The following is a 21,648-nucleotide window of genomic DNA, read 5'->3' on the forward strand; positions in this document are numbered from 1 at the left end:
GATTCAGGTCAGGCCGAACTGCGCGGCCAATGCCTCGCGCGCCTGCGCGGTGGTGGCCGGCGCGTCGCGCAGGAAGGCTTCGACCGCCTCGCGCGCGGGCACCGAGGCCTGCGCGCCCAGGCGCGTGCAGGCCAGCGCCGACGCCGCGCAGGCGTAGCGTAATGCATCGGCCAGGACGTCGCCCCGCGCCAGCCGCGCGGCCAGCGCACCGCAGAAGGTGTCGCCGGCGGCGGTGGTATCGACGGCGTCCACCCGGAACGCCGGTTGCAGGAACAGGCCCTCGGCGCTGCGCGCGATGCAGCCGCGCGCACCCAGGGTGACCACCACGCAGGGCACGGCCAGGCGGGCAAGACGATCGGCGATGCCGCCGGCGGATCCCGCCAGCGCTTCGAGTTCGCCTTCGTTGACGATCAGCACGTCGACCGCGCGCAGCAGCGCATCGGGCAGCGACCGCGCGGGTGCGGCGTTGAGCACCACCGTGACTCCCGCGTGGCGCGCGGTCGCGGCATAGGCCGTGACCGTTTCTATCGGCGTCTCCAGTTGCAGCAGCAGGTGCGACACCGCGGCCAACGGCGGCAGATCGCTGGCGCGCAGCGCGTTGTTGGCGCCGGGCGCGACCGTGATCGCGTTCTCCGCGTCGTCGGACAGGCAGATGAATGCGGTGCCCGTGGGCAGTTTTCGGGATCGCACGATCACCGGTTCCACGCCGGCGCCGCGCAATGAATCCTCGAGGGTCGCGGCGAACGCATCCTCGCCCAGTCCCAGCAGCATGCGGGTGGGCGCGCCGCCGGCGCGCGCCGCCGCCACCGCCTGGTTGGCGCCCTTGCCGCCCGGGAAGGTGGCGAAGTCGCGCCCCAGCACCGTTTCGCCCGGAGCCGGCACGTGCGCGGCGCGGACGACGAAATCGAGATTCGCCGAGCCGGCGACGAGGATGTGCCTGGGTGTTGCGGTCATGGTTCCAGTGCCTGGTATACCAGGTTGTAGAAAGGCGTGGCGAGACGGGGAAGATCGTGCGCCTGGCCGTCGGGCAGGTGCTGCAGCAACAGGATCGCGATCAGGCGTTCCTGCCGGTCAATGGTGAAATAGGTCGAGGCCGCGCCGGACCAGCCGAACGCGCCGACCGAACCCAATCGCCCGCGCCCGGCCACGTCCAGGATCACCGAGCCGCCCAGGCCGAAGCCTTCGGCGCGGCTGAATTCGGTAACCGGCGGATCGAGCTGTCCCTGGAGGTGGTTCATCATCATCAGGTCCACGGTCTTGCGGCCGAGGATGCGCTGATCATCCAGCGCGCCACCAGCCAGCAGCATCTGGCAGAACCGCGCATAGTCGGAAATCGTGGAGTAGAGGCCACCCGCGCCGCTGGGATAGGCATTGAGGGACCCCCCCGGTTGCCGTGCGCTGCGGCTGTCGTCCAGCCCAAGCCGACCGTCGGCGCCCATGCGGGTCAAATCGACCACGCGCCCGCGCGCGGCTTCCGGCACGCTGAATCCGGTGTCGCGCATGCGCAGCGGCGCAAGGATATGTCCGCGCACATACGCTTCGAAGGACTCTCCACTCACCACTTCGACCACGCGCGCCAGCACCTCGATGCCGGTGCCGTCGTACTTGAAGCGGGTTCCGGGTTCGGTCGCCAGCGGCACCGCCGCCAGTCGCGAGGCAAAGGTCGCCAGATCCGGTGAATCGTGCAGGTCGGCGCGTTCCAGCAGGCGGGTGGCTTCCTCGAAGCCCTCGCCGCCGGTGGCGAAACCCGCGGTATGGGTCAGCAGCTGACGCAGGGTGATGGGACGTTGCGCCGGCACCAGCACCGGCTTGTCCGCCGTGCCGCCGGCGAAGCGTTGCATGTGCTTGAACGCCGGCAGGTAGCGGCTCACCGGATCGTCCAGGCCCAGCTTGCCCTGCTCCATCAGCTGGAGCACCGCCACCGAGGTGATCGGCTTGGTCATCGAATAGATGCGGAAGATGGCGTCCTCCGTCATCGGCCGGCTGCGCGCGAGATCGCGGCTGCCATGCGCCTGCACCGTGACGACCTTGCCGTCGCGCACGATCAGGGCCACCGCACCGAGGTAGCCCTCCGGTCCGGTCGCCCGTTCGAGGGAATCATCCAGCCGCTGCAGGCGGACCGGAGAGAAACCTTCCGCCGCGGCGGATGCCGCGGACGGAAGGTCCACCACCGGGCCCTGCGCCCGCGCCGTGTGCACGGCCAACAGCGCGGCCATCAGCAGCGGCCACACCCGCCGCCCGTGCGTTGCCTGAAACATCCGACGTGGGGGAGTCGTCCGTTTCAAAAGTTGATGGTGTGGGTGATCGAAACCATGCGGCCACGGCCCGCCCAGTAGTTCTGGTAGCCCGCCAGCTGCGACCAGCTCAGGATGTACTGCTTGTCGGTCAGGTTCTCGATGCCGACCGAGAACTTGCCGAAGCTTTCGGTCTGCACGTTGACGCCCAGATCGAACAGGGTGTAACCGGTGGTCTTTTCCTCGTATTCGAAGAAGCGGTTGTCGTAGGCGCGGGTGTCACTGCCCGAAATGTTCCGATCCGCCAGGCGGGTCGCCCCGAGGGTGACGTCGATGTTCGCGGTCGGGTTCCAGGTCACCGCGGCGGAGATCTTGTCGGGGTTGATGTCCAGCACGCCCATCGGCTTGTTCAGTGCGCCGGCGCCGTAGTTTCCAGCGGGATCGGCGGCCCAGAACGCAGTCTTGCCACGGATGCGTGAGTACAGCGCACTGACCTTCCATTGCGGGTTGAAGCGCCAGTCGCCGCTCACCTCGACGCCCTTGATGCGAGTCGGCGCGCGGCTGAGGATGAAGTCGTTGGAATTCGGGTCAATCGCCAGCGAGGTACCGAACGGCGTCTTGGAGTCATAGTGCGAGGCGCTGAAGGAACCACGGTTGCCGCGCCAGTTGACGCCAAACTCGGTGTTGTCGACAACGATCGCGGCGATGTCCGTGATCCGGTCCACCGACTGCCCTTCATCACTGATGTTACGCAGCGGGATACCAATGTTCGGCAAGCCAAAGCCCTCGCCATAGGAGCCGAACACCGACCATTCATCGGTGATGCGCCAGATGGCACCGTAGTTGATCAGGTTTTCCTTGTATTTCACGCCACCGCCCTGCACGAACACGCTGTTGCGATAGGCGGTGGTGGTATAGCTGTCGACATTCAACTCGCCGTCCTCGCGGCGGTACCCGCCGCTCAGGGTGACCGGGCCGATATCGTAGGTCAGCTGCGCGTAGGGCGCGGTGCTTTCATATTCCATCGGAGGCACCCACAAGCGGTTCGTCAACGCCAAGCGCTGCTGGGCCGTGTCCTTGACGACGTCGACACCGGTGCGCAGTTCGAGGCCGGCGACATTGAAAAGCTCCGGACGGGTCCAACCGACGCGGAAGCCCTTCTTGTCGGAGACGATTTCGGACTGATCGTAGATGCGGTCGGCCTCGTTGAAGTCGTCATCCACCTTGACCAGCTGCTTGTCGTCGCCGTTCTCCGGCAGATACCGCATGGCCTGGTCGGCGTAGTAGGCATCGACGCCCAGCGTGCCGCCAAAGAAGTCGCCGTGGGTGTACTTGATGGCGTATTGCTTGAAGTCGTTGAACTCGGCCTTCTGGCCGAAGATCTGCCCGCGCTCGGAGGTATTCGTACGCGGTACGGTGCATGGCGGATCGGCATCCTGGTCTTCCGGACCGCGGCAGCCCACGACCTGGACATAGTTGCCCTTGCCCTCGATCTTGAAGTGGCTGATGGTCGCCTGGATGCGCTGTTCGCCGTTCTCGCCGAAGTTGATGCCGCCCTTCAGGAACAGATTCTTCGCTTCCGAATCCGCCACCGAGCCACTGGTGTTCATGCCGATGCGGCGACCGTTGCCATCATAGGAAATACCGCGATCGATGAAGGACACACCGCCGATGAAGTCGGCGTTGTCCTGCTTGTACGCATGGTTGACACCCAGCTTCCAGCCGGCGCTGTCGGAACCGAACTGGGTGGAATAGCGCGTGGTGACCGTGGTCTCGTGGCCTTCCTTGGTCGGGTTCTTGGACAGGTAGTTGATGATGCCGCCGGCCGCGCCGATGCCTTCGGACGCCGACGGGCCATTGATGACCTCGATGCGGCCGACCATGCCCATGTCGGTGAAGGTCGCATTGCGTCCGCCTTCGCGCAGGGGCGATCCCTGCGGCACGCCGTCGAACAGGCGCAGGGCGATGCGGCCGCGCAGGGTCTCGCCGGTGTTGCTCATCGCCTGGGAGGATTCCGCGTAGCCGGGAACGGTGCGGGCGAGCACCGCGGTGGCGTCTTCAGTCACCAGCAGCGTATGGGCGATGTCTTCCTTGGACACCAGGGTGATCGCGCCCGGAATCTTGTCCACCGCCTTCGGCGTGCGCACGCCGGTCACGATCACCTGATCGAGATTGGTGGCTTCCACTTCCCCGGCCTTCGACGCCTCGTCCGGCGGCGGCGGGGTGTTCTGTTGGGCCTTGACGCTGGCGCTGACGGCGGCGGCCAGCAGGAATACGCCGAATGCGGCGGGCACGTGCTTCATGGTGTTCTTCTCTGAGATGGTGGGCTGCGAGAACCGCGGCGCAGGCCGCAGGGCTCCCCGATAGCGTTCTTGTTGTTGTTGCGCATCCGCGGGCGGCGGAGAAAATGGCGCCCGCGCTGCCAGACGTTCCTCCCAGACGCCGGCGACAGCCTCGACAATGTCGACAGAGCCTAGGTGCACGCCGTCACGGAAAGAATCCTCCGCGCCTATGTTCAGAGCCTAGTTTTTGTTGGGTGATCCCGGTCGACGGTATCGATGCAGTGCAGCATCGCGCGTGTTCAGGACAGCTGCGAAACCGCCTGGCTTTCCTGCAGCAGGACGGTGACCAGGCGGATGCGCACGGTCGAGCGCGACCAGACCATGCCGATGCGGCGCGGCACGCATTCGTTGGGCAGCGGAATCCGGACCAGGTCCAGCCCCTCCGGCCAGGGCCGCGCCCAGTTGGGCACCAGCGAAACGCCCAGGCCGCGGTCCACCATCACCGCGATGGCGTTGAGGGCGTTGAGTTCGAAACGCTCGTGCGGAACGATGCCGGCGCTGCGCAGGTACTCGTCGGCCTGGCGGCCGCCCCACTGGTTGCGGTCGTAGCGGATCAGCGGCTGGGTGGCGAGCAGCTCGTGCGGGTCGCGGCCAGCCATCGCCGCCGGCGCCAGCACCACCAGCGGTTCCTCGCGCAGCAGTTGCCACTGGCAGGTCTTGGGCAGCGAGAACGGCGCCTGCAGCACGATGGCCGCGTCCAACTCGCCCGACTCCACCGCGCGGTACAGATCCGCCGAGTAGCCCGGCTTGATGAACACGTTGATCTGCGGAAACGTTTCCACCATCCGCGCCAGGATATCCGGCAGCATGCCGGCCAGCGCGGTCGGGCAGGCCCCCAGGCGCAGTTCGCCGGATACCGCGCTGTCATTGGCGACGCTGCGCATGTCGGCCACGTCGCGCAGCAGATCGCGGGCCCGCTGGATGATCCGCGAGCCCTCCTCGGTGACGCTCACGGTCCGCCCCACCCGCGCGATCAGCGATGCACCGAGTTCGCGTTCCAGGGTGCGGATCTGCTGCGCCACCGCCGCCGGCGTGATGTTCAGTTCACGCGCGGCCGCCGCCATCGAGCCGCGGTCGACCACGGTGACGAAGGTGTTCAGGAACTGGGTATCCACGTGTCTCCCCCTGGCGTGCGCTCAGGCTACAGGAGCCCCGCCGCGCGCGCGACAGGACCAACGGCAGGGGCGGAAAGCGCGGTTACTCCGCATCGCGGTAGATGGTCAGGCCCTTGAGCGAGCGTTGCGGCGCCGGGAACAGCAGACTGGCCAGGTAGCCGATGACGATGCACAGCAGGATCGAGATGGCCAGGTAGAAGTACGGATGGACCAGGTCCATCGACCAGGCCAGGAAGGTCAGCACGATGCTCGAGCCAATACCGATCGCAACGCCTGGTGAATTGGCCCGGCGGGTGAACATGCCCAGCGTGTACGCGCCGGCGAAACCACCGCCCAGCAAGCCGGCCAACTCGATCGAGATGTCGAACAGCGAATGGATGTCGTAGCGCGACAGCAGCAGTGCCAGGCCGATGCCGACCAGGCCGACCATCACCGTGGTGATCTCGGCGAACAGCACGCTCTTCTTCTGGTCGGCCTTCTTCGACAGCTTCTCGTAGAAGTCGACCGAGATCAGGGTGGCAACGCTGTTCATGATGCTCGACAGCGTGGCCATCGCGGCGGCGAAGATGCCGGCAATGATCAGCCCGGTCACGCCCGGCGGCAGTTCGGCGGCGATGAACAGCGGGAAGGTGGCATCGATCGGCAGCAGCGGATTCAAGCGCTCGGGATTGTTCTTGTAGTAGACGAACAGCGCCGTCCCGATACCGTAGAAGATGAAACCACCGGGAATCATGATCGCGGCGAACGCCCAGATCGAACGCCCGGCCTCCTTGTCCGACTTGGTCGACAGGGTGCGCTGCATCAACACCTGGTCCTTGGGGAAGGTCAGCACGACGTCGAAGATCACCAGGAAGATGAAACCCCACACCGTGGCCTTGGTCAGGTCGAAGCTGAAGTCGAGCGTGTGCATCTTCTGCTCGGCCATCGCGGTGGCGAAGAACTCCGGCGCACCGCCCTTCAAGTGCCAGATGATGAAGGCGATGGCGAACATCGCGCCCCCCATCTTGACGAATACCTGGACGAAGTCGGTCCAGATCACCGCCTTCATGCCGCCCATCGCGGTATAGATGATGGTGAACACGCCCATCAGGATCACGCTCCACACCACGCTGATGCCGGTGATGGTGGCGATCGCCAGCGCGGGCAGGAACAGGATCACGCTCATCCGCGCGCCGACCTGCATGGCGATGCACAGCGCGCTGGCGAGCATGCGGATGGCAGGGTGGAAGCGGGTTTCCAGGTACGAGAACACCGACATCAGGTCCAGCCGGCGCAGCAGCGGCACGATCCACACCGCCACGAACATCAGCCCGAGCACGGCGATCAGGTTGTTGGTCATGTACTGCCAGTTGGTCTCGAACGCCTTGGCCGGAATGGCGATGAAACTGATCGAACTGGTGTTGGTGGCATACAGGCTCACGCCTGCCGCCCAGAACGGAATGCTGCGCCCGCCGACGAAGAAGTCCGAGGTCGAATTGCGCTTTTCCTTCAGGTAGAAGTACATGCCAATGCCGATCATCGACGCGAGGTAGATGATGATCACCAGCCAGTCCATCCACTTCAGCAGGTGTTTTCCGGACGCCAGCTGCGCGGATTCGATGACCTGCCCGCCCTTGCCATCGCCGGTCATCCAGACCAGGCCGTTGCGCCAGCCGGTGGCCAGCAGCACGTCGTCGCCAACCGTCGCCGGCAGCGTGGCCCAGGCGCTGGTGATGGTGTGATAGGTCATCAGGTGCGTGCCGCGATTGTCGCGCACCAGCATCAGCAGATGCGCCTGTCCCATCGCGCGCGCCGAACCCGGCAGGCGCGTGCCCGGCACCGCCGGCTTGGTTTCCCACCCGTGATCGGCCGTCCAGCGCCACAACGGTTGCGAGGTCGTGCCGGTGCCGATCAGGTAGAGCGCGTTGGTCTGCGCCAGCAACTCGCCGCCCGAGGCGCCTTCCGGCCACGCCGGGCCGTCTACCCACGCGGCAGGCCCGTTCAATACGGTACGCCACAGGCGAGGCGTGCCGTCGCCCAGGCCCATCACGTACAGGTTTTCGCCCAGGATGGCGAAGCGTGCGCCGCTCAGCGCCAGCGGGAGCGCGGGCATCGACTGGCGGGCGAGGCTGTTTCTGCTTAGCCGAAGTTCCTCGATCCGCGCCGGCCCGGTTCCGACGGACACCAGCGCGAACAGGCGACGGCCATCACCGCCGGCGTCCAGCACGCGTGGCGCGGCGCCGCCAGGCCATGACAGCGCCTGCCACTGGCGGCCATCGGCCGACAGGGCCCACGCGCCATCGCTGCCCAGCGCAAGCGGACGGTCCTCGATCGATCTCAGCATCTCCACGTGCGCGCCGGCAGGCAGCGCCGGCAGCGCATCGCGTTCGACCGAGGTCAGGCTCTCGGCGTGCACGCCGGGAACGGCCGCGCACAGCAGCAGCAACAGGCATAGCGCGGCGCGCAGGAAGCCGGTCGCCTCCTTGGATACGGGCAGGAAGGCGGTTCGGCTCATCGTGTTTCCATGCTTTCGAAATTCGGTGTGGTCGCGGCATCCGGCGCATCCGGAACGCGCCGCGTGGATGGCAATCCCCTGCGCTCCCCCGCGATCTTCATGCCTCCGCCGCCGCGACGATGGCTTGCGCACGGTGCAGGTAGGGAGGATCGATCATGCGTCCTTCCAGCAGGAAGGCGGCACGTCCTTGCCGTGCCGCCTCGGCGGCGGCCGCGACGATCCGCCGCGCCCGCGCGATCTCTTCGCCGGAAGGCTGGAACACGGCATTGGCCAGGTCGATCTGGCGGGGATGGATGCAGCTCTTGCCCAGATAGCCCAGCCGGCGGGCGATGCCCGCCTCGGTCCGGAATCCCGCCTCGTCGGCGAGGTCCGGATAGGCGCTGTCATAGGCGAACACGCCGGCTTCGGCGGCGGCCATGCGCAGGGCGTACATCGCCGCGTGCAGGTTGGCCGGATCGCGGCGATCGATGCCCTGGTGCTCGAACAGGTCACCCAGGCCCAGTTGCAGTCCGGCCACGCGCGGATGCGCGCGGGCGATGTCGGCGGCGTTGCGCAGGCCCAGCGGCGTCTCGATGTTGATCAGCAATTCCGGCGCCTGCTCGGTCGCCAGCAGCGAGGCCATCGCCACCACCGCCGTGGTGACGTCCCGGGCCTGCTCGATCTTGGGCAGGTTCAGCAGATCCACCCGGCGGCCCGCGAGCGCGGCCAGGTCCGCCTCGAACTCCGGCGAAGACGGCGCGTTGGTACGCACGATGATCACCTTGCCGGCCGGCAGGTCCGCGCCCGCCAGGAACTGCGCCAGGTTCGCGCGCGCCTCCGCCTTGCGCCCGGGAGGCACGGCGTCCTCCAGGTCGAAGGAGATCGCGTCGGCACCGCTCGCCATCGCCTTGGCGAACAGTTCCGGGCGACTGCCGGGCACGAACAACTTGCTACGCATGGACCGCACTCTTCATGGCGGGGCAGTTTCAACGATGCGGACACAAAGAAAAGTCGCGCCCGGCATCTTCAGACCCAACATTTGCTTGCGATATGCCACCGCCGCCGCGTCACGCCTTGCCGTGGCGGTGATCCCGGCCCCGTGTCGCGGCAGGCGCGCGCGCCGCGAAACACCCGCGACGACAAGCGCGCCCCTGGCCGCGCGCCCGGATGGGCCCGGTTTGCTGCGATGCAACCCGTCGCCGCGCGGTCAACGGCGCACGTCGAACCCCGCCTGCGTCAGGAAGGCATCGACCTCGGCGACATCCAGGGTGCTGAAGTCGCCCGGCAGCGAATGCTTGAGGCATCCCGCCGCCAGGCCGAAACGCAGCGCGTCGGCGTCGTCCCGGCCGGTCAGATCGCCGTGCAGCACGCCGGCAGCGAACGCATCGCCGGTACCGATGCGGTCGACGATGCCCGGAATCTCGTACTCCGGCGTTCCCAGCAGGCGCCCGTCGCGCCGCAGCGCGACCGCGGACAGGGCATGGTGATCCACGTTGCGCTGCACGCGCACGGTCGCGGCCATCCGCTGCAATCGCGGAAACGCCGCGAACGCGGCCTGCGCGCCGGCGGCGAAGCGTTCCTGCGCGGTGGCGCCATCGAACGAGCGTCCCAGCACGACTTCGATGTCGCGATGGCTGGCGAACATCACGTCGGCCTCGGCCATCAGGCCATGCAGCAGCGCCGGCGCATCGCCATCCCATGCCTGCCACAGCTGCGGGCGATAGTTGCCGTCGAAGGACACCCGGACGCCCGCCGCGCGCGCGGCGCGCATCGCTTCCAGCGTGCCCCGCGCCGCGTCCGCGCCCAGCGCCGGCGTCACCCCGGACACATGCAGCCAATCGGCGCCGGCCAGCAGCGCGGGCCAGTCATGGCAACCACCGCCGGCCTGCGCGAAGGCCGAACCGGCACGGTCGTAGAGCACCTGCGAGGGCCGGTGGATCGCGCCCGTAGTGAGGAAATAGAGGCCCATCCGTCCAGGCAGCCGCTGCACCGCCGAGATATCGACCCCATGCCGGCGCAATTCTCCGGTTGCGGCCTGGCCCAGCGCATTGTCGGCCACCACGCCGACCATGTGCGCGGCGTGGCCAAAGCGGGCCAGCGACACCGCGACGTTCGCCTCGGCGCCACCGACATGCACCTCCAGCGAAGGCGTTTGCAGCAGGGTCCCGCGACCGGGCGCGCCCAGCCGCAGCAGCAGTTCGCCAAAACAGACAACCTTCCCCACTCCGCCTCCCTGTCCATGCATGTAACGGTCCCGGAGTGTACGGTGCCGCAGGCGCTGGCGCGCGCATTGCATTGAAACGGAGACAAGGTCGCCCGATCGCCGCCGCTCTGCTCAGGGCTCGGGACGCTCCCAACGTCGATAAGTGTCGTCCAGGCCCTTGCGCAGGCGGCGGTAGCCGGCGGTACCGGGGCGCACGTCCAGGCGTTCGGCCACCGCGCGCCAACCGCCGGCGTGATCGCGCGACCATTCGCGCACCACCGCGCGGCACGGCTGGCCGGCCACCTGCGCCACCGCGCAGGCCATGTAGATGTCGCCGGCGGACCAGTCCGGCTGTTTCATCATCGCTTCCACATAGGCGCGCGGCACGCTGTAGTAACGCGCCATCTCATCGGCGAAGGCCGCCGGATAGCGCGCCGCGTAGTCGTTGATGTCCTTGAGGTGGCGATCCACCGACGCGTCCCCGCTCCCGGGCCATTCAGCCGCTTCGGTCCTGGCTGGCGCGGGCGTGGTGCCCTGCGCGGCGCCCGCCGCCACGACGAGCGCGATCAGGCCGGGGAAAAGGGTGGTGCGGAGGAAACGGGGCGCAGGCATGCGCGCATTGTGCCGCAGCGCCGGTGTCATTGCAGGCGGCCGGTGTGCACCGGCCGCCCGCTGGTCATGCGATGGGTATCGGATCAATCGTCGTCGTGATGGCGGCCACGTCCATCGTGGCGGCGCCAGCGGCGATCGTCGTCGTCCCAGCGATCCCGATCACGCCGGTCATACCGGTCACGGCGATCGTAACGGTCGTAGCGATCATAGCGGTCGCGATCGACGTAACGCACGTAATGCGGGTTGTTGCGGTAGTAGCCGTAGGCGTTGCCGCGCGGCGGCGTGCGGTAATACTGCCGCGGCACGTAGCGGTAGTAGGTCGGACGGTGGTAGCGATCGCGCACCACGATCACGCGATTGCCGTAGCCGTAACGATCCCCGTACCCGTGGCGGTAGTAGGGCTGTCCGCCGTGGTAGATGACATCGGCCACGTCCACGATGACCCGGACCAGATCGTCGTCCGCGCGGGCCGGCGAAGGCGCCAGCGCCGCCAGTCCGAGACCGGCGGCCAGGACAGTGGGAGCCAGCAGACGCGTGAGTGAGAAGCTTGCCATGACATCCTCCGGTGGCCCGTCTCGCCGGGCCCATAGGTGAAAGGTCCTGTCCCGCGGACCTGTGTGTGAAAGATGTCGCCTGACGCGTGAACCCGGATATAACCCGGCGGGCCTTCCCCGGCTCCCGCTGGAGGCGGATACCTTCCGTTCAACCAGGCTCCTTTTCCGGCCCCGATTCCCGGGAGAACGCCGGGACGCCCTCAGCCGGTACGGGCCTCGATCCCCGCCAGCGCGGCCGGCAGTTCGACTGCGGCGGCCACCGTCACCAGGTTCGGCACCTCCGCGCCCAGGCCATGCTCGGCTTCCAGCGCCCAGGTGACGTGGTAAGGCATGTGGATGCCCCAGCCGCCGAGCTGGATCACCGGCTCGATGTCCGAGCGCAGCGAATTGCCGATCATCGCGAACTGCGCGGGCGCCACTTCCAGTTCCTGCAGCACGCGCGTGTAGGTGGACACATCCTTTTCCGACACCACTTCGATGCGGTGGAACAGATCGGCCAGTCCGGATTGCGCGATCTTGGCTTCCTGGTGGAACAGGTCGCCCTTGGTGATCAGGACGATTTCGTGATCGCGCGCGATCGCTTCGACCGCCTCGCGGATTCCCGGCAACAGATCGACCGGATGCTGCAGGGTGGCGCGGCCAATCTCCAGGACGCGATGCAGATCACGCGCGCTGATGCGCTCGTCGGTCAGCTGGATCGCGGTTTCCAGCATCGACAGGGTCATGCCCTTCACCCCATAGCCGAACACCTTGAGGTTGCGTCGCTCGGTATCCAGCAGGTGCTGCTGCATGCGGCGATCGGCCAGATCGATGTAACCGGCCAGGATCGCCTCGAAATCCTGCTCGGCCTGCCTGTAATAGTCCTCGCTCTTCCAGAGGGTGTCGTCGCCGTCGAAACCGACCCAGCGTATGCCCATGCGTGCGGCCTCCTGATCGTGGGGGCGCGCAGCATAGCAGCCGCCGGACATGCCGAGGGCGGCCCGAAGGCCGCCCTCTTCCTTGGTCGTGAACCGTGTCGCGCGAACTTCCGTTCCGGTACCACTGGAACGGGAAGCGCGCCGCGCGCCGTTACTTTGCCGGCGGCGTGCTGCTGCCGCTGCCGGAATCACCCGGAGGCGGCGGCGTCTGATCGCTGGCCGGCGGCGTGGTGCCGTCTGCCGGCGGCGGCGTGGTCGTCGGCGGTGCATTCGGATCCGTGGTCGGCGGTGCGCTCGGATCGGCGGGTGGCGGCGTGGTCGCCGGTTCCGACGGTGGCGGCGTGGTTTCCGCCGGCGGTGCGGTGTCGGACGGCGGCATCGTCGTTTCGTCCTGCGTCTTGCTGCATGCCGTCAACGCAAGCGCGCCACCGAGCATCGCCACCAACCACCAGGTGGGACGCGGGCGGTCCTGCGTGTTGCTGTGGAAAAAGGAATTCATTCATGTCCTCCTCTGGCCGCGCCGATCGCGGATCGTGCCGCGGCGGGTGAAAAGATCAGCGGCCGTTGCCGGCCGGCTTGTAGGCGGCGTACTCGGCGGGTGCGAGTTTGCCGTCGGCGTCCTGGTCGAGGGTTCCAAAAGCCTGGGTCAATGCGGGATCGACCGCGGCTTCGTCCTTGGCGATGCTGCCATCGCCATTGGCGTCAAGCTCTTCGAACGGCCGGGGCGCGGGCGTGGCCGCGTCATTGGCCGGCGGTGTGTCGGCCTGCCGCGGAGGCGTCTCCTGGCGTTGCTCCTGGGCGTCGCGGTCCTGCGCCATGCCCGGCGCGGATGCCGCCAATGCGGCGACCAGCAGGGCCAGCGGAAGATGGAACCGGGGAGATGATGATTTCATGCGCTCCTCCTGTTGCTGCGTTCGTACACCCGCCGATGCGTGCATCCGGACACGGGGAACAACGGCTCGCCTGGAGACGGAGGGCGGCGGTGCCGCCCTCCGCGGGCGCGATGACGGTGCGCTGCGCCGTCACCCTGCGGTCATGACGACCGCGTTGCGCGACTTACTTCTGCGGCTCGCTGTAGTTCTTTTCGACGAACGCCTTGTACTCGTCGGCAGTCAGCTTGCCATCGGCATCACCATCGGCCTTGTCGAACACCTGGGACAGGCCGGCATTGGCGGCGGCCTCTTCCTTGGTGATGTTGCCGTCACCGTCCTTGTCGATATCGGCCCAACCCTGCTGGCTGCCCGACTGGGTCGACTGCTGGGCGGACTGCTCCGCACCGCCCGCCGCCTGATCCGTGGTCGGCTGCGCCTGCTGCGTCGGCTCGGCCTGCTGGGTCTGCGGCTGCTGCTGGGCCTGCGTATCCTGCGCGAACGCCATCGGCATGGCGACGGCGGCACCCAGGGCGATCAGGGCAATCAGCGGCTTGCGGGTGTTGTTCTTGGTCATCGTCGTTTGCTCCGTTATGGAATTAGGAAGTGCGTCCTGTAGCGCACGATGCCGACGATGCCGTTGTGCTTCTGAATCAATCCTGCGGCGCGAAATGAATGTGCACGCAGGCTTAACCACCCGCGATTTTTTTTCGATTACATCGTTCGTTAGCGATACGTGATGGCTATGTGCAAGGCGTATCGCAGCGTGATGCACACGTCAGATCAGTGTTCAATCCGCGTGTTTTTTTCTTCCCGGCGAACGGACCCTTCACGCCAGGCTCGGCTGAACCATTGCCAACCCATCACCACGCCGGTCAATGCGCCGATGATCTCCAGGACCACGCGGGTGCCCAGCGCGTCCGGATCGTGGATGGCTTTCAGCGCAATGCGCGCGTACAGCGGCGACTCCAGCTTCACCATGCCCAGGTAGAACAGGTTCCAGATATCGATGCCGGCGCCGATGATTACCGCAATCACGCACGACCATCCGATCGCATGCCCGATCGACCAGCCCAGTGCCCGGCAGATCGCCTGCCAGCCGGCGTAGACCAGCAGGCCGATGGCGAAAGCGATCAGGCAGGCTTCCAGCGCGCCGAGGAATCCGAAGTGCAGGGGCAGGTTCATGCGTTCTTGCGTGCTCCCGTCACGCGAGGGATCCGGCAACGCGGATCGTGCAGGTGCCGGCGGCGTTCGACGGCGATGGCATAGGATACGTGATGCGCGCGCCGGGCCGTGGCCGGAGGCGTGGCGGGATGTCGGCTCGTGCCACGGCGGAAAACGGCCACGGGAGGAACGGGATGGAACGTCTGTTGGTGGCGGGAAGCACGGGGCTGGTGGGCCAGGCGGTGCTGGCACTCGCGTTGGCCGATACCCACATCGGCAGGGTCATCGCACCGACCCGTCGGCCTTTGGCCCCGCATCCGCGATTGTCGAACCCGATCATCGATTTCGAGCGCCTGGATCCGACGGCCGACCATTGGCGCGCGGACGCCATGATCTGCGCCCTGGGCACCACCCTGCGCGACGCCGGCTCGCGCGATGCCTTTCGCCGGGTCGACTTCGACTATCCGCTCGCGCTCGCCCGCCTGCTGCACCAGCATGGCGCACGCACGCTGGCGGTCACCTCGGCCGCCGGCGCTCGCGCGGATTCGCGGATCTTCTACTCGCGCACGAAGGGAGAACTGGAACAGGCCCTGTCCGCCTGCGGCTTCGATTCGCTCACCTTCATCCGCCCTTCCCTGCTGGGCGGCGAACGCCCGCGCCGGCGCGCCGGCGAACACCTCGCGCTGCGCCTGCTGACCACGCTCGCACCGCTGGTGCCCGCACGCTACCGGGTGGTGCCGGCCACCGCGGTGGCCGCCGCGCTGCTGGAGGCTGCCCATGCGGCGACGCCCGGCACGCGGATCATCGAGTCCGAAGCGATTGCCCGCTGATTCTCGGCCGATATCCGGTTAGCCAACCGTGGCGTGCAGGCGTCGCATGCGCCACCACAGGCCGGCGTTGAGCAGCAGGAAATAGCCGACCAGCGCCGCCGCGAATCCCATCGTCAGCGGACTGGCCTGTTGCGCGGAGGCCGCCGCACCGTCGGCGAACGCGCCCTGCGACCAGCGCCACGCCAGGCGGCCGACCAGCAGCAGGGTCAGGATGCCGCCGAACCAGGGGTTCGGCACGTAGGTCGGCAGTCCTTCGTGCCATTCGACCCGCGTGTGCCGCAGCGCGAATCCGCCCAGCAGCAAGCCACCCGCCAGCCCGGTGGCCACACCCGCCGCCACCCCCGGCAGGAACGCGGCGCCGAACAGCAGCATGCCCAGCAGCAACACCATCAGGACCAGGCGGAACACGGTGCGCTTGGGCTGCCAGGGCTGGCGGCCGAAGCTGCGGCGGATGCGGCGATACATGATCCAGCCGATCCCCGCGGTGACGAGATAGGGAGTCAGGGCTGGCAGGGCGGCGGCAGGCATGGCGGGCGTCCAGGGATTGGTTGGCGCCCACCTTAGGTCCCGGCAGGGCGCCGGGACCAGTGACGGTTGTCATCAGTTGCGGGGGAAACTCAGCGCAGCAGTCCGTGCGGCACCTGCCGCAGCGGCTGCATGCCGTCGGTGGCGGCAATCGCCTGGCTGGCGCGGTCCAGCAACGCATCGTCCTCGCCATCGATGACCACCAGCAGGCGGCCAGCTTCGATTTCGCGCTCGTAGTCCCGGCGGACCTCGCTGGGCACGGTGGATCCGGCCAGCGCGGCGGACCAGCCACCGACCGTCGCGCCCACCAGCGTGGTGATGATCACCCCAAGCGCATGGAACCCGGCCTGCGGCAGCCACATGCCGATCAGGCCACCGACCAGGCCGATGACGCCACCGCCGACGATTCCGCGCCAGGCGGCGGGGATGAAATCGGTCGGCGAGGCTTCCTTCTCGGCATCGGGGACCTGGGTCATCTCGATGTCGGACTGGGCCAGGACCGCGGCGTGGCCGGGACGGATGCCGAGTCGGAGCGCGGCACCCATGGCCTGTTCCGCGGTGCCCAGGTCCGGAGCGCTGAAAACACGTCGTTTCATGGCGTTCTCCCGTGGGCGGCTGTCTTCCAGCCTGTGAAGACCATAGGCCCGCGCAGGAGATGTGGAAGTGAAGAAATGCCGCGCAGGCCGGAACGACGCGCGGATGCGCATCATCGGCCGGTCACTGCGCCGGGCGTTCGGGGGCGCTCTTGCGGCCGAGCGCGCGCAGGTACAGGTCGTACAGGGCGGTGACCTTGGCCACGTATTCCTGGGTTTCCGCATAGGGCGGCACCCCGCCGTACCGGGCGACGGTGCCGATGCCGGCGTTGTAGGCCGCCGCCACCAGGGTCAGGTCACCCTTGTAGCGCCGCATCAATTGCCTGAGATGGCGCGCGCCGGCATCGATGGACTGGGTGGAGGAGAACGGATCGGTCACCCCGTACTCGGTCGCCACCTCCGGCATCAGTTGCATCACGCCCTTGGCACCCTTGGAGGACACCGCCTTGGCGTCGAAATCGCTTTCCGCATGGGCAATCGCGCGCAGCCAGGCATCGTCCACGCCGGTCTTCTTCGCCGCCGTGCGGAAATCCACGGGATACATGTTCAGGCGCGGCTTGCCGACCTTGCCCAGACCCGGATGGGCCGGCTCGCCCGGCGGGGTGGCCACGGTGAACTTCAGGTAGACCCGCGACCCGGGCAGGTTGCGGGTGCTGTACACCAGCTGGCCGTCCTGCTCGCGCTCGTACAGGGTGCCGCTGAAGATGCCCATCCGTCCCCACAGGTTCGGGGTTTGCACGGCATTGTCGTCGATTTCCCTGGCCTGGCAGCGCGAGCCCGGCTCCGGCGCGGTGGCCAGGCTGACGGTGCCGTCGCGCACGCAGCGGTAGACCGTCCGCGCCTGGGCGTCGGGCACGCCGGAGCCGGCCAGGAAGGCCAGCAGACAGACCAGCAGGACGGAGGGGCCGCGCATACGGGGCGGATTCTAGGGCCGGCAAGCTGAGCCGCAACCCCCATGGCGAACCGGCGACCGCTGGCCCGGCAGCCCGGCCACGCCGGGATTCCGGCCCCCTTCCGGGAAGTCCTCCGGCACGCCCCTGCTGCGCCGCAGCAGGCAAGCGCGTAGAATTGCCGGCCCTGTCATTCCGCACGCTCTGGAGCACACGCATCATGGGTCTGGACCACGTTTCCACCGGCAAGAACCCGCCGGAAGAAATCAACGTCATCATCGAAATCCCGAAGGATTCGGAACCGGTGAAGTACGAAGTGGACAAGGAAAGCGGGGCGATCTTCGTCGATCGCATCCTCTCCACCCCGATGCGCTATCCCTGCAACTACGGCTACGTGCCCAACACCCAGTGCGGCGACGGTGATCCGGCCGACGTGCTGGTGGTGCTGCCGCTGCCGCTGATCCCCGGCTCGGTCATCCGCTGCCGCCCGGTCGGCGTGCTGCGCATGAGCGACGAGGCCGGCAGCGACGAGAAGCTGCTCGCCGTGCCGGTGGAGAAGGTGTTCTCCGGCTACAAGCACATCACCGACATCGACCAGGTCAGCCCGCACTGGCTGGAGCGCATCGGCCACTTCTTCGAGCATTACAAGGATCTGGAGAAGGGCAAGTGGGTGAAGCTGGACGGCTGGGGCAACGCCGCCGACGCCAAGCAGGTGCTGGTCGACGCGATGCAGCGCTACGCCGAACTGAAGAAGTAAGCCGGCCCCGCATCGCACAGCAGAAAGCCCGCCATCGGCGGGCTTTTTGTTTGCATGGTTGTTCGCATGAGGCGGCGGTTCCGACGCCGGTTCAACCGCTCTTGCGTATCCCCATCTTCAGCGTGGTCAGGCCGATCAGCCGCGACACCACCAGGGCGATGTACATGACCCCCGCGAACTGCTCCAGCATCACCAGCGCGCGCGCCTGCGCCTGCACCGGCACGATGTCGCTCAGGCCCACGCCCGAGAGCAGGCTGAAACTGAGGAACAGCAGTTCCATCCAGGTGCGCGGCTGCTCCGGATTCACCGCCGCGATGAAGCTGCCCGGATACCACTGCTGGCAGACCGAGAAGGCGAACGCGAACGCCCACGCCAGCAGGGTGAAGGTCGCGCCGGCGGCGAACAGTTCGTCGCTGGAGACCTCGTGGTCCTGCAGCATGTAGGCCATCAGGCTGCCTGCCGTATAGAAGTACAGCGCGCTCTCCAGCAGGTGCGCGAGGGTGTACAGCACGTTGTTGTCGGTGATCGCGGCCAGCAGCGACAGCACCACCGACGGCACGCCCAGCGCCAGCGCGAACCACAGCCGCAGCGGGCTGCGGTTGACCACCCACAGCGCCAGCGCGAGCACCAGGATCCCGAAAGCCCCGAACAGCGCGCGGCCGCCGGCGGTGCTTTCCATCACCGGGTACAGCAGCACCCCGCCGAGCTGCACCAGCAGCAACCACGCCGACGGGTGCCGGCGCGCGGCAACCAGCCAGCGGAGCCAGGTCATGCCCATCTCAACCCTTGAAGTGGTAGACCAGCGCGTAATAGATCACGTAGATCCACGACAGCAGGCCGTGGATGATGGCCCACAGCAGCGACTTGTTGGCGCTCCAGGAAATGGTGATCGCCAACGCCGTGCCGAAGCCGATGCCCGCCCGGGCCGCACTCGCCGCGCCGCTCATTTGCGCGGCGCCGCGGGAACGACCGGGGTACCGCTGCCGGCCCGGTAGGGATAACGCGCAAAGATGTCGGCAACCGCCTGGTCCAGGCGCGCGGCGCGTTCGGCCGGCTTGGCGTTGGCGACGCGGCCGACCGCGATGCCCTCCCATACCAGCTGGTTGCGCTTGGCGTCGACCAGATCGAAGTTCAGCGTGCCCTCGGTGTACTGGTAGACGTTGGTGCGGTCATACCAGTAGGGAACGGCGACATACCGGCGGGCGCGGTAGCTGTAGTAATAGTTGTAGTCCACGTCCGGCATGCTGACCACGTCGGTCTTTTCCTGCATGTAGGCGTTGATGTTCAACCACAGGTCCGGCGACTTCTCGTCGTAGGCGTAACCCCGCGATTCCATCTGCGCGCGGGCGGCGGCCTTGAGCCGGGCGCTGGTGATGGTGGCGTAGCCTTCGCTCTCCACCGCCAGCGGCGAGTAGAACGCGAAGCTCCGGTAGCGCGCGAAATCGGCCGACGGGTCGGCCTCGCTGCTGATGCGCGGGCCGGTGGCGCAGGCCGCCAGCAGCAGGACCCCGGCCAGCAGCAGGCCGCGGGTGAGGAATGGGATGGCATTGCGCATGTTCGGCGTTCTCCTGTCCGGGACGCCAAGCGTCGCGCGGGCGCGGCGGCGGCACAAGCCCCGCCGGCCCGGAAAGGCGGCGAACGGACGCATCCGCCCGCCGCATGGTTCAGCCCTGGTGATAGACCTTCGCGCCCTGGGCGAGGAACTCGGCCGATTTCTCGGCCATGCCGGCCTCGATCGCCTGCTGTTCATCCACGCCATGCTCGGCCGCGTAATCGCGCACGTCCTGGGTGATCTTCATCGAGCAGAAGTGCGGGCCGCACATCGAACAGAAGTGGGCCAGCTTGTGCGCGTCCTTGGGCAGGGTCTCGTCGTGGAATTCCTTGGCCTTCTCCGGATCCAGGCCGAGGTGGAACTGATCCTCCCAGCGGAACTCGAAGCGCGCCTTGCTCAGCGCGTTGTCACGCACCTGCGCGCCCGGATGGCCCTTGGCCAGATCCGCGGCATGGGCGGCGATCTTGTAGGCCATGATGCCGTCGCGCACGTCCTGGCGGTTGGGCAGGCCCAGATGCTCCTTGGGCGTCACGTAGCAGAGCATCGCGGTACCGTACCAGCCGATCATCGCCGCGCCGATGGCGCTGGTGATGTGGTCGTAGCCCGGCGCGATGTCGGTGGTCAGCGGTCCGAGCGTGTAGAACGGCGCCTCGCCGCACTCGCGCAGCTGCTTGTCCATGTTCTCCTTGATCAGCTGCATCGGCACGTGGCCGGGGCCTTCGATCATGGTCTGGACGTCATGCTTCCAGGCGATCTTGGTCAGCTCGCCCAGCGTTTCCAGCTCGCCGAACTGGGCGGCGTCGTTGGCGTCGGCGATGCAACCCGGGCGCAGGCCGTCGCCCAGGCTGAAGGCCACGTCGTAGGCCTTCATGATCTCGCAGATTTCCTCGAAGTGGGTGTAGAGGAAATTCTCCTTGTGGTGCGCCAGGCACCACTTGGCCAGGATCGAACCACCGCGCGAGACGATGCCGGTGACCCGCTTGGCGGTCAGCGGCACGTAGCGCAGCAGCACGCCGGCATGGATGGTGAAGTAGTCCACGCCCTGCTCGGCCTGTTCGATCAGGGTGTCGCGGAAGATCTCCCAGGTCAGTTCCTCGGCGCGGCCGTCGACCTTCTCCAGCGCCTGGTAGATCGGCACGGTGCCGATCGGCACCGGTGAATTGCGGATGATCCACTCGCGGGTCTCGTGGATGTGCTTGCCGGTGGACAGATCCATCACCGTGTCGCCGCCCCAGCGGATCGACCAGACCAGCTTCTCCACTTCCTCGGCGATGCCGGAGGAGACCGCGCTGTTGCCGATGTTGGCGTTGATCTTGGTCAGGAAATTGCGGCCGATGATCATCGGCTCGCTCTCCGGGTGGTTGATGTTGTTCGGCAGGATCGCGCGGCCGCGGGCGATCTCGTCGCGCACGAATTCCGGCGTGATGATCTTCTGGATGCTCGCGCCGAAGCTCTCGCCCGGATGCTGTGCCAACAGCAGCGCTTCGCGCACCGCCTCCAGCCTCTGGTTCTCGCGGATGGCGACGTACTCCATCTCCGGCGTCACGATGCCCTTGCGCGCATAGTGCATCTGGCTGACGTTGGCGCCTGCCTTGGCGCGGCGCGGCAGCATGCGTCCGGGGAAACGGACCGCATCCAGTTTCGGATTGGTCTCGCGCGAACGGCCGAATTCCGAGCTCAGCGCGGACAGCGCCTCGGTATCACCGCGCTCCTCGATCCAGCGCGCGCGCAATGCCGGCAGGCCCGCCGCCAGATCGATGCGCGCATCCGGATCGGTGTACGGGCCGGAAGTGTCGTAGACCGTGACCGGTGCGTTCTCCTCGCCGCCGAACAGGGTCGGCGTGCGGGTCAGCGCGATTTCGCGCATCGGCACGCGCAGATCCGGGCGCGAACCGGTCACGAAGACCTTGCGCGAACCGGGAATCGGACGGGTGACGGATTCGGAGAGCTGCTGGGTATCCTGCAGCAGGCGGGAGGGCACGGCGTTCATCGGCATCGTCCTGGTTGGAAAGCGGGAC

The 21,648-nt window shown here is 67.4% G+C and carries 23 protein-coding genes; 2 read left to right on the top strand and 21 right to left on the bottom strand.

Annotation, left to right across the window (positions count from 1 at the left end):
• Positions 1-3: 3 nt before the first annotated feature.
• The 14 genes from FHW78_RS07450 to FHW78_RS07515 all read right to left on the bottom strand — a co-directional run bounded on the left by FHW78_RS07450 (position 4) and on the right by FHW78_RS07515 (position 14,504).
• The gene (locus tag FHW78_RS07450; protein WP_183639278.1) at positions 4-954 is read right to left on the bottom strand and encodes a ribokinase; all 951 of its coding nucleotides are present in this window, start codon (positions 952-954) and stop codon (positions 4-6) included.
• Positions 951-2,216, bottom strand: a complete 1,266-nt coding sequence (locus FHW78_RS07455) for a serine hydrolase domain-containing protein (protein ID WP_183639280.1) — start codon at positions 2,214-2,216, stop codon at positions 951-953. The genes FHW78_RS07450 and FHW78_RS07455 overlap by 4 nt, the downstream gene beginning before the upstream one ends.
• A gap of 65 nt (positions 2,217-2,281) precedes the next feature.
• Positions 2,282-4,537 (bottom strand): TonB-dependent receptor, encoded by a 2,256-nt coding sequence (locus FHW78_RS07460; protein ID WP_183639282.1) that lies wholly within the window; start codon positions 4,535-4,537, stop codon positions 2,282-2,284.
• Positions 4,538-4,815: 278 nt separating this feature from the next.
• Complete coding sequence (locus FHW78_RS07465; protein WP_183639284.1) at positions 4,816-5,691, bottom strand: LysR family transcriptional regulator; 876 nt, start codon at positions 5,689-5,691, stop codon at positions 4,816-4,818.
• A gap of 82 nt (positions 5,692-5,773) precedes the next feature.
• Positions 5,774-8,185, bottom strand: coding sequence for a sodium:solute symporter (locus FHW78_RS07470; protein WP_183639286.1), 2,412 nt, complete (start codon positions 8,183-8,185; stop codon positions 5,774-5,776).
• A gap of 97 nt (positions 8,186-8,282) precedes the next feature.
• Positions 8,283-9,122 carry a CoA ester lyase gene (locus FHW78_RS07475; protein ID WP_183639287.1) on the bottom strand — a complete coding sequence of 280 codons (840 nt, stop codon included), beginning with the start codon at positions 9,120-9,122 and terminating at the stop codon, positions 8,283-8,285.
• A gap of 249 nt (positions 9,123-9,371) precedes the next feature.
• A complete protein-coding gene (locus tag FHW78_RS07480; protein WP_343205542.1) occupies positions 9,372-10,388 on the bottom strand; it encodes a sugar kinase in 1,017 nt (338 codons plus the stop codon).
• A 111-nt stretch (positions 10,389-10,499) separates the two neighbouring features.
• Complete coding sequence (locus tag FHW78_RS07485; RefSeq protein ID WP_183639291.1) at positions 10,500-10,979, bottom strand: hypothetical protein; 480 nt, start codon at positions 10,977-10,979, stop codon at positions 10,500-10,502.
• A gap of 83 nt (positions 10,980-11,062) precedes the next feature.
• Positions 11,063-11,533 carry a hypothetical protein gene (locus FHW78_RS07490; protein WP_183639293.1) on the bottom strand — a complete coding sequence of 157 codons (471 nt, stop codon included), beginning with the start codon at positions 11,531-11,533 and terminating at the stop codon, positions 11,063-11,065.
• Positions 11,534-11,733: 200 nt separating this feature from the next.
• Positions 11,734-12,450, bottom strand: coding sequence for an HAD family hydrolase (locus tag FHW78_RS07495; protein ID WP_183639295.1), 717 nt, complete (start codon positions 12,448-12,450; stop codon positions 11,734-11,736).
• A 151-nt stretch (positions 12,451-12,601) separates the two neighbouring features.
• The gene (locus tag FHW78_RS07500; protein WP_183639297.1) at positions 12,602-12,949 is read right to left on the bottom strand and encodes a hypothetical protein; all 348 of its coding nucleotides are present in this window, start codon (positions 12,947-12,949) and stop codon (positions 12,602-12,604) included.
• A 55-nt stretch (positions 12,950-13,004) separates the two neighbouring features.
• Positions 13,005-13,343: an EF-hand domain-containing protein gene (locus FHW78_RS07505; RefSeq protein ID WP_183639298.1), complete on the bottom strand. Its 339-nt coding sequence runs from the start codon at positions 13,341-13,343 to the stop codon at positions 13,005-13,007.
• 163 nt (positions 13,344-13,506) lie between these two features.
• On the bottom strand, positions 13,507-13,896 hold the full coding sequence (locus FHW78_RS07510) for an EF-hand domain-containing protein (protein WP_183639300.1): 390 nt from the start codon (positions 13,894-13,896) through the stop codon (positions 13,507-13,509).
• Between the two features lie 206 nt (positions 13,897-14,102).
• A complete protein-coding gene (locus FHW78_RS07515) occupies positions 14,103-14,504 on the bottom strand; it encodes a hypothetical protein (RefSeq protein ID WP_183639302.1) in 402 nt (133 codons plus the stop codon).
• Positions 14,505-14,677: 173 nt separating this feature from the next.
• On the opposite strand from FHW78_RS07515, the gene FHW78_RS07520 reads away from it, so the two are divergent.
• The gene (locus FHW78_RS07520; RefSeq protein ID WP_183639304.1) at positions 14,678-15,313 is read left to right on the top strand and encodes an NAD-dependent dehydratase; all 636 of its coding nucleotides are present in this window, start codon (positions 14,678-14,680) and stop codon (positions 15,311-15,313) included.
• 18 nt (positions 15,314-15,331) lie between these two features.
• Here FHW78_RS07520 and FHW78_RS07525 read toward each other — a convergent pair whose 3' ends face one another.
• From FHW78_RS07525 to FHW78_RS07535, 3 genes are all read right to left on the bottom strand, one after another.
• The gene (locus FHW78_RS07525; protein WP_183639306.1) at positions 15,332-15,841 is read right to left on the bottom strand and encodes a hypothetical protein; all 510 of its coding nucleotides are present in this window, start codon (positions 15,839-15,841) and stop codon (positions 15,332-15,334) included.
• 89 nt (positions 15,842-15,930) lie between these two features.
• A complete protein-coding gene (locus FHW78_RS07530; RefSeq protein ID WP_183639308.1) occupies positions 15,931-16,434 on the bottom strand; it encodes a hypothetical protein in 504 nt (167 codons plus the stop codon).
• Positions 16,435-16,555: 121 nt separating this feature from the next.
• Positions 16,556-17,344, bottom strand: a complete 789-nt coding sequence (locus FHW78_RS07535) for a lytic transglycosylase domain-containing protein (RefSeq protein ID WP_183639310.1) — start codon at positions 17,342-17,344, stop codon at positions 16,556-16,558.
• Positions 17,345-17,541: 197 nt separating this feature from the next.
• Here FHW78_RS07535 and ppa point away from each other — a divergent pair, with 197 nt between their 5' ends.
• On the top strand, positions 17,542-18,078 hold the full coding sequence (ppa, locus tag FHW78_RS07540) for an inorganic diphosphatase (protein ID WP_183639312.1): 537 nt from the start codon (positions 17,542-17,544) through the stop codon (positions 18,076-18,078).
• Between the two features lie 91 nt (positions 18,079-18,169).
• On the opposite strand, the gene FHW78_RS07545 is transcribed toward ppa, so the two are convergent.
• The 4 genes from FHW78_RS07545 to thiC all read right to left on the bottom strand — a co-directional run bounded on the left by FHW78_RS07545 (position 18,170) and on the right by thiC (position 21,620).
• Entirely contained in the window at positions 18,170-18,850 is a 681-nt protein-coding gene (locus FHW78_RS07545; protein WP_183639314.1) for an ion channel, read from the bottom strand.
• Between the two features lie 7 nt (positions 18,851-18,857).
• Positions 18,858-19,025 (bottom strand): hypothetical protein, encoded by a 168-nt coding sequence (locus FHW78_RS07550; protein WP_181444250.1) that lies wholly within the window; start codon positions 19,023-19,025, stop codon positions 18,858-18,860.
• Complete coding sequence (locus FHW78_RS07555) at positions 19,022-19,633, bottom strand: DUF4136 domain-containing protein (RefSeq protein WP_183639316.1); 612 nt, start codon at positions 19,631-19,633, stop codon at positions 19,022-19,024. The genes FHW78_RS07550 and FHW78_RS07555 overlap by 4 nt, the downstream gene beginning before the upstream one ends.
• Positions 19,634-19,742: 109 nt before the next feature.
• Positions 19,743-21,620 (bottom strand): phosphomethylpyrimidine synthase ThiC, encoded by a 1,878-nt coding sequence (gene thiC / locus FHW78_RS07560; protein ID WP_203323150.1) that lies wholly within the window; start codon positions 21,618-21,620, stop codon positions 19,743-19,745.
• Positions 21,621-21,648 lie beyond the last annotated feature (28 nt).

The organism is Pseudoxanthomonas sp. OG2, assembly GCF_014192765.1.
Taxonomy (GTDB): domain Bacteria; phylum Pseudomonadota; class Gammaproteobacteria; order Xanthomonadales; family Xanthomonadaceae; genus Pseudoxanthomonas_A; species Pseudoxanthomonas_A beigongshangi.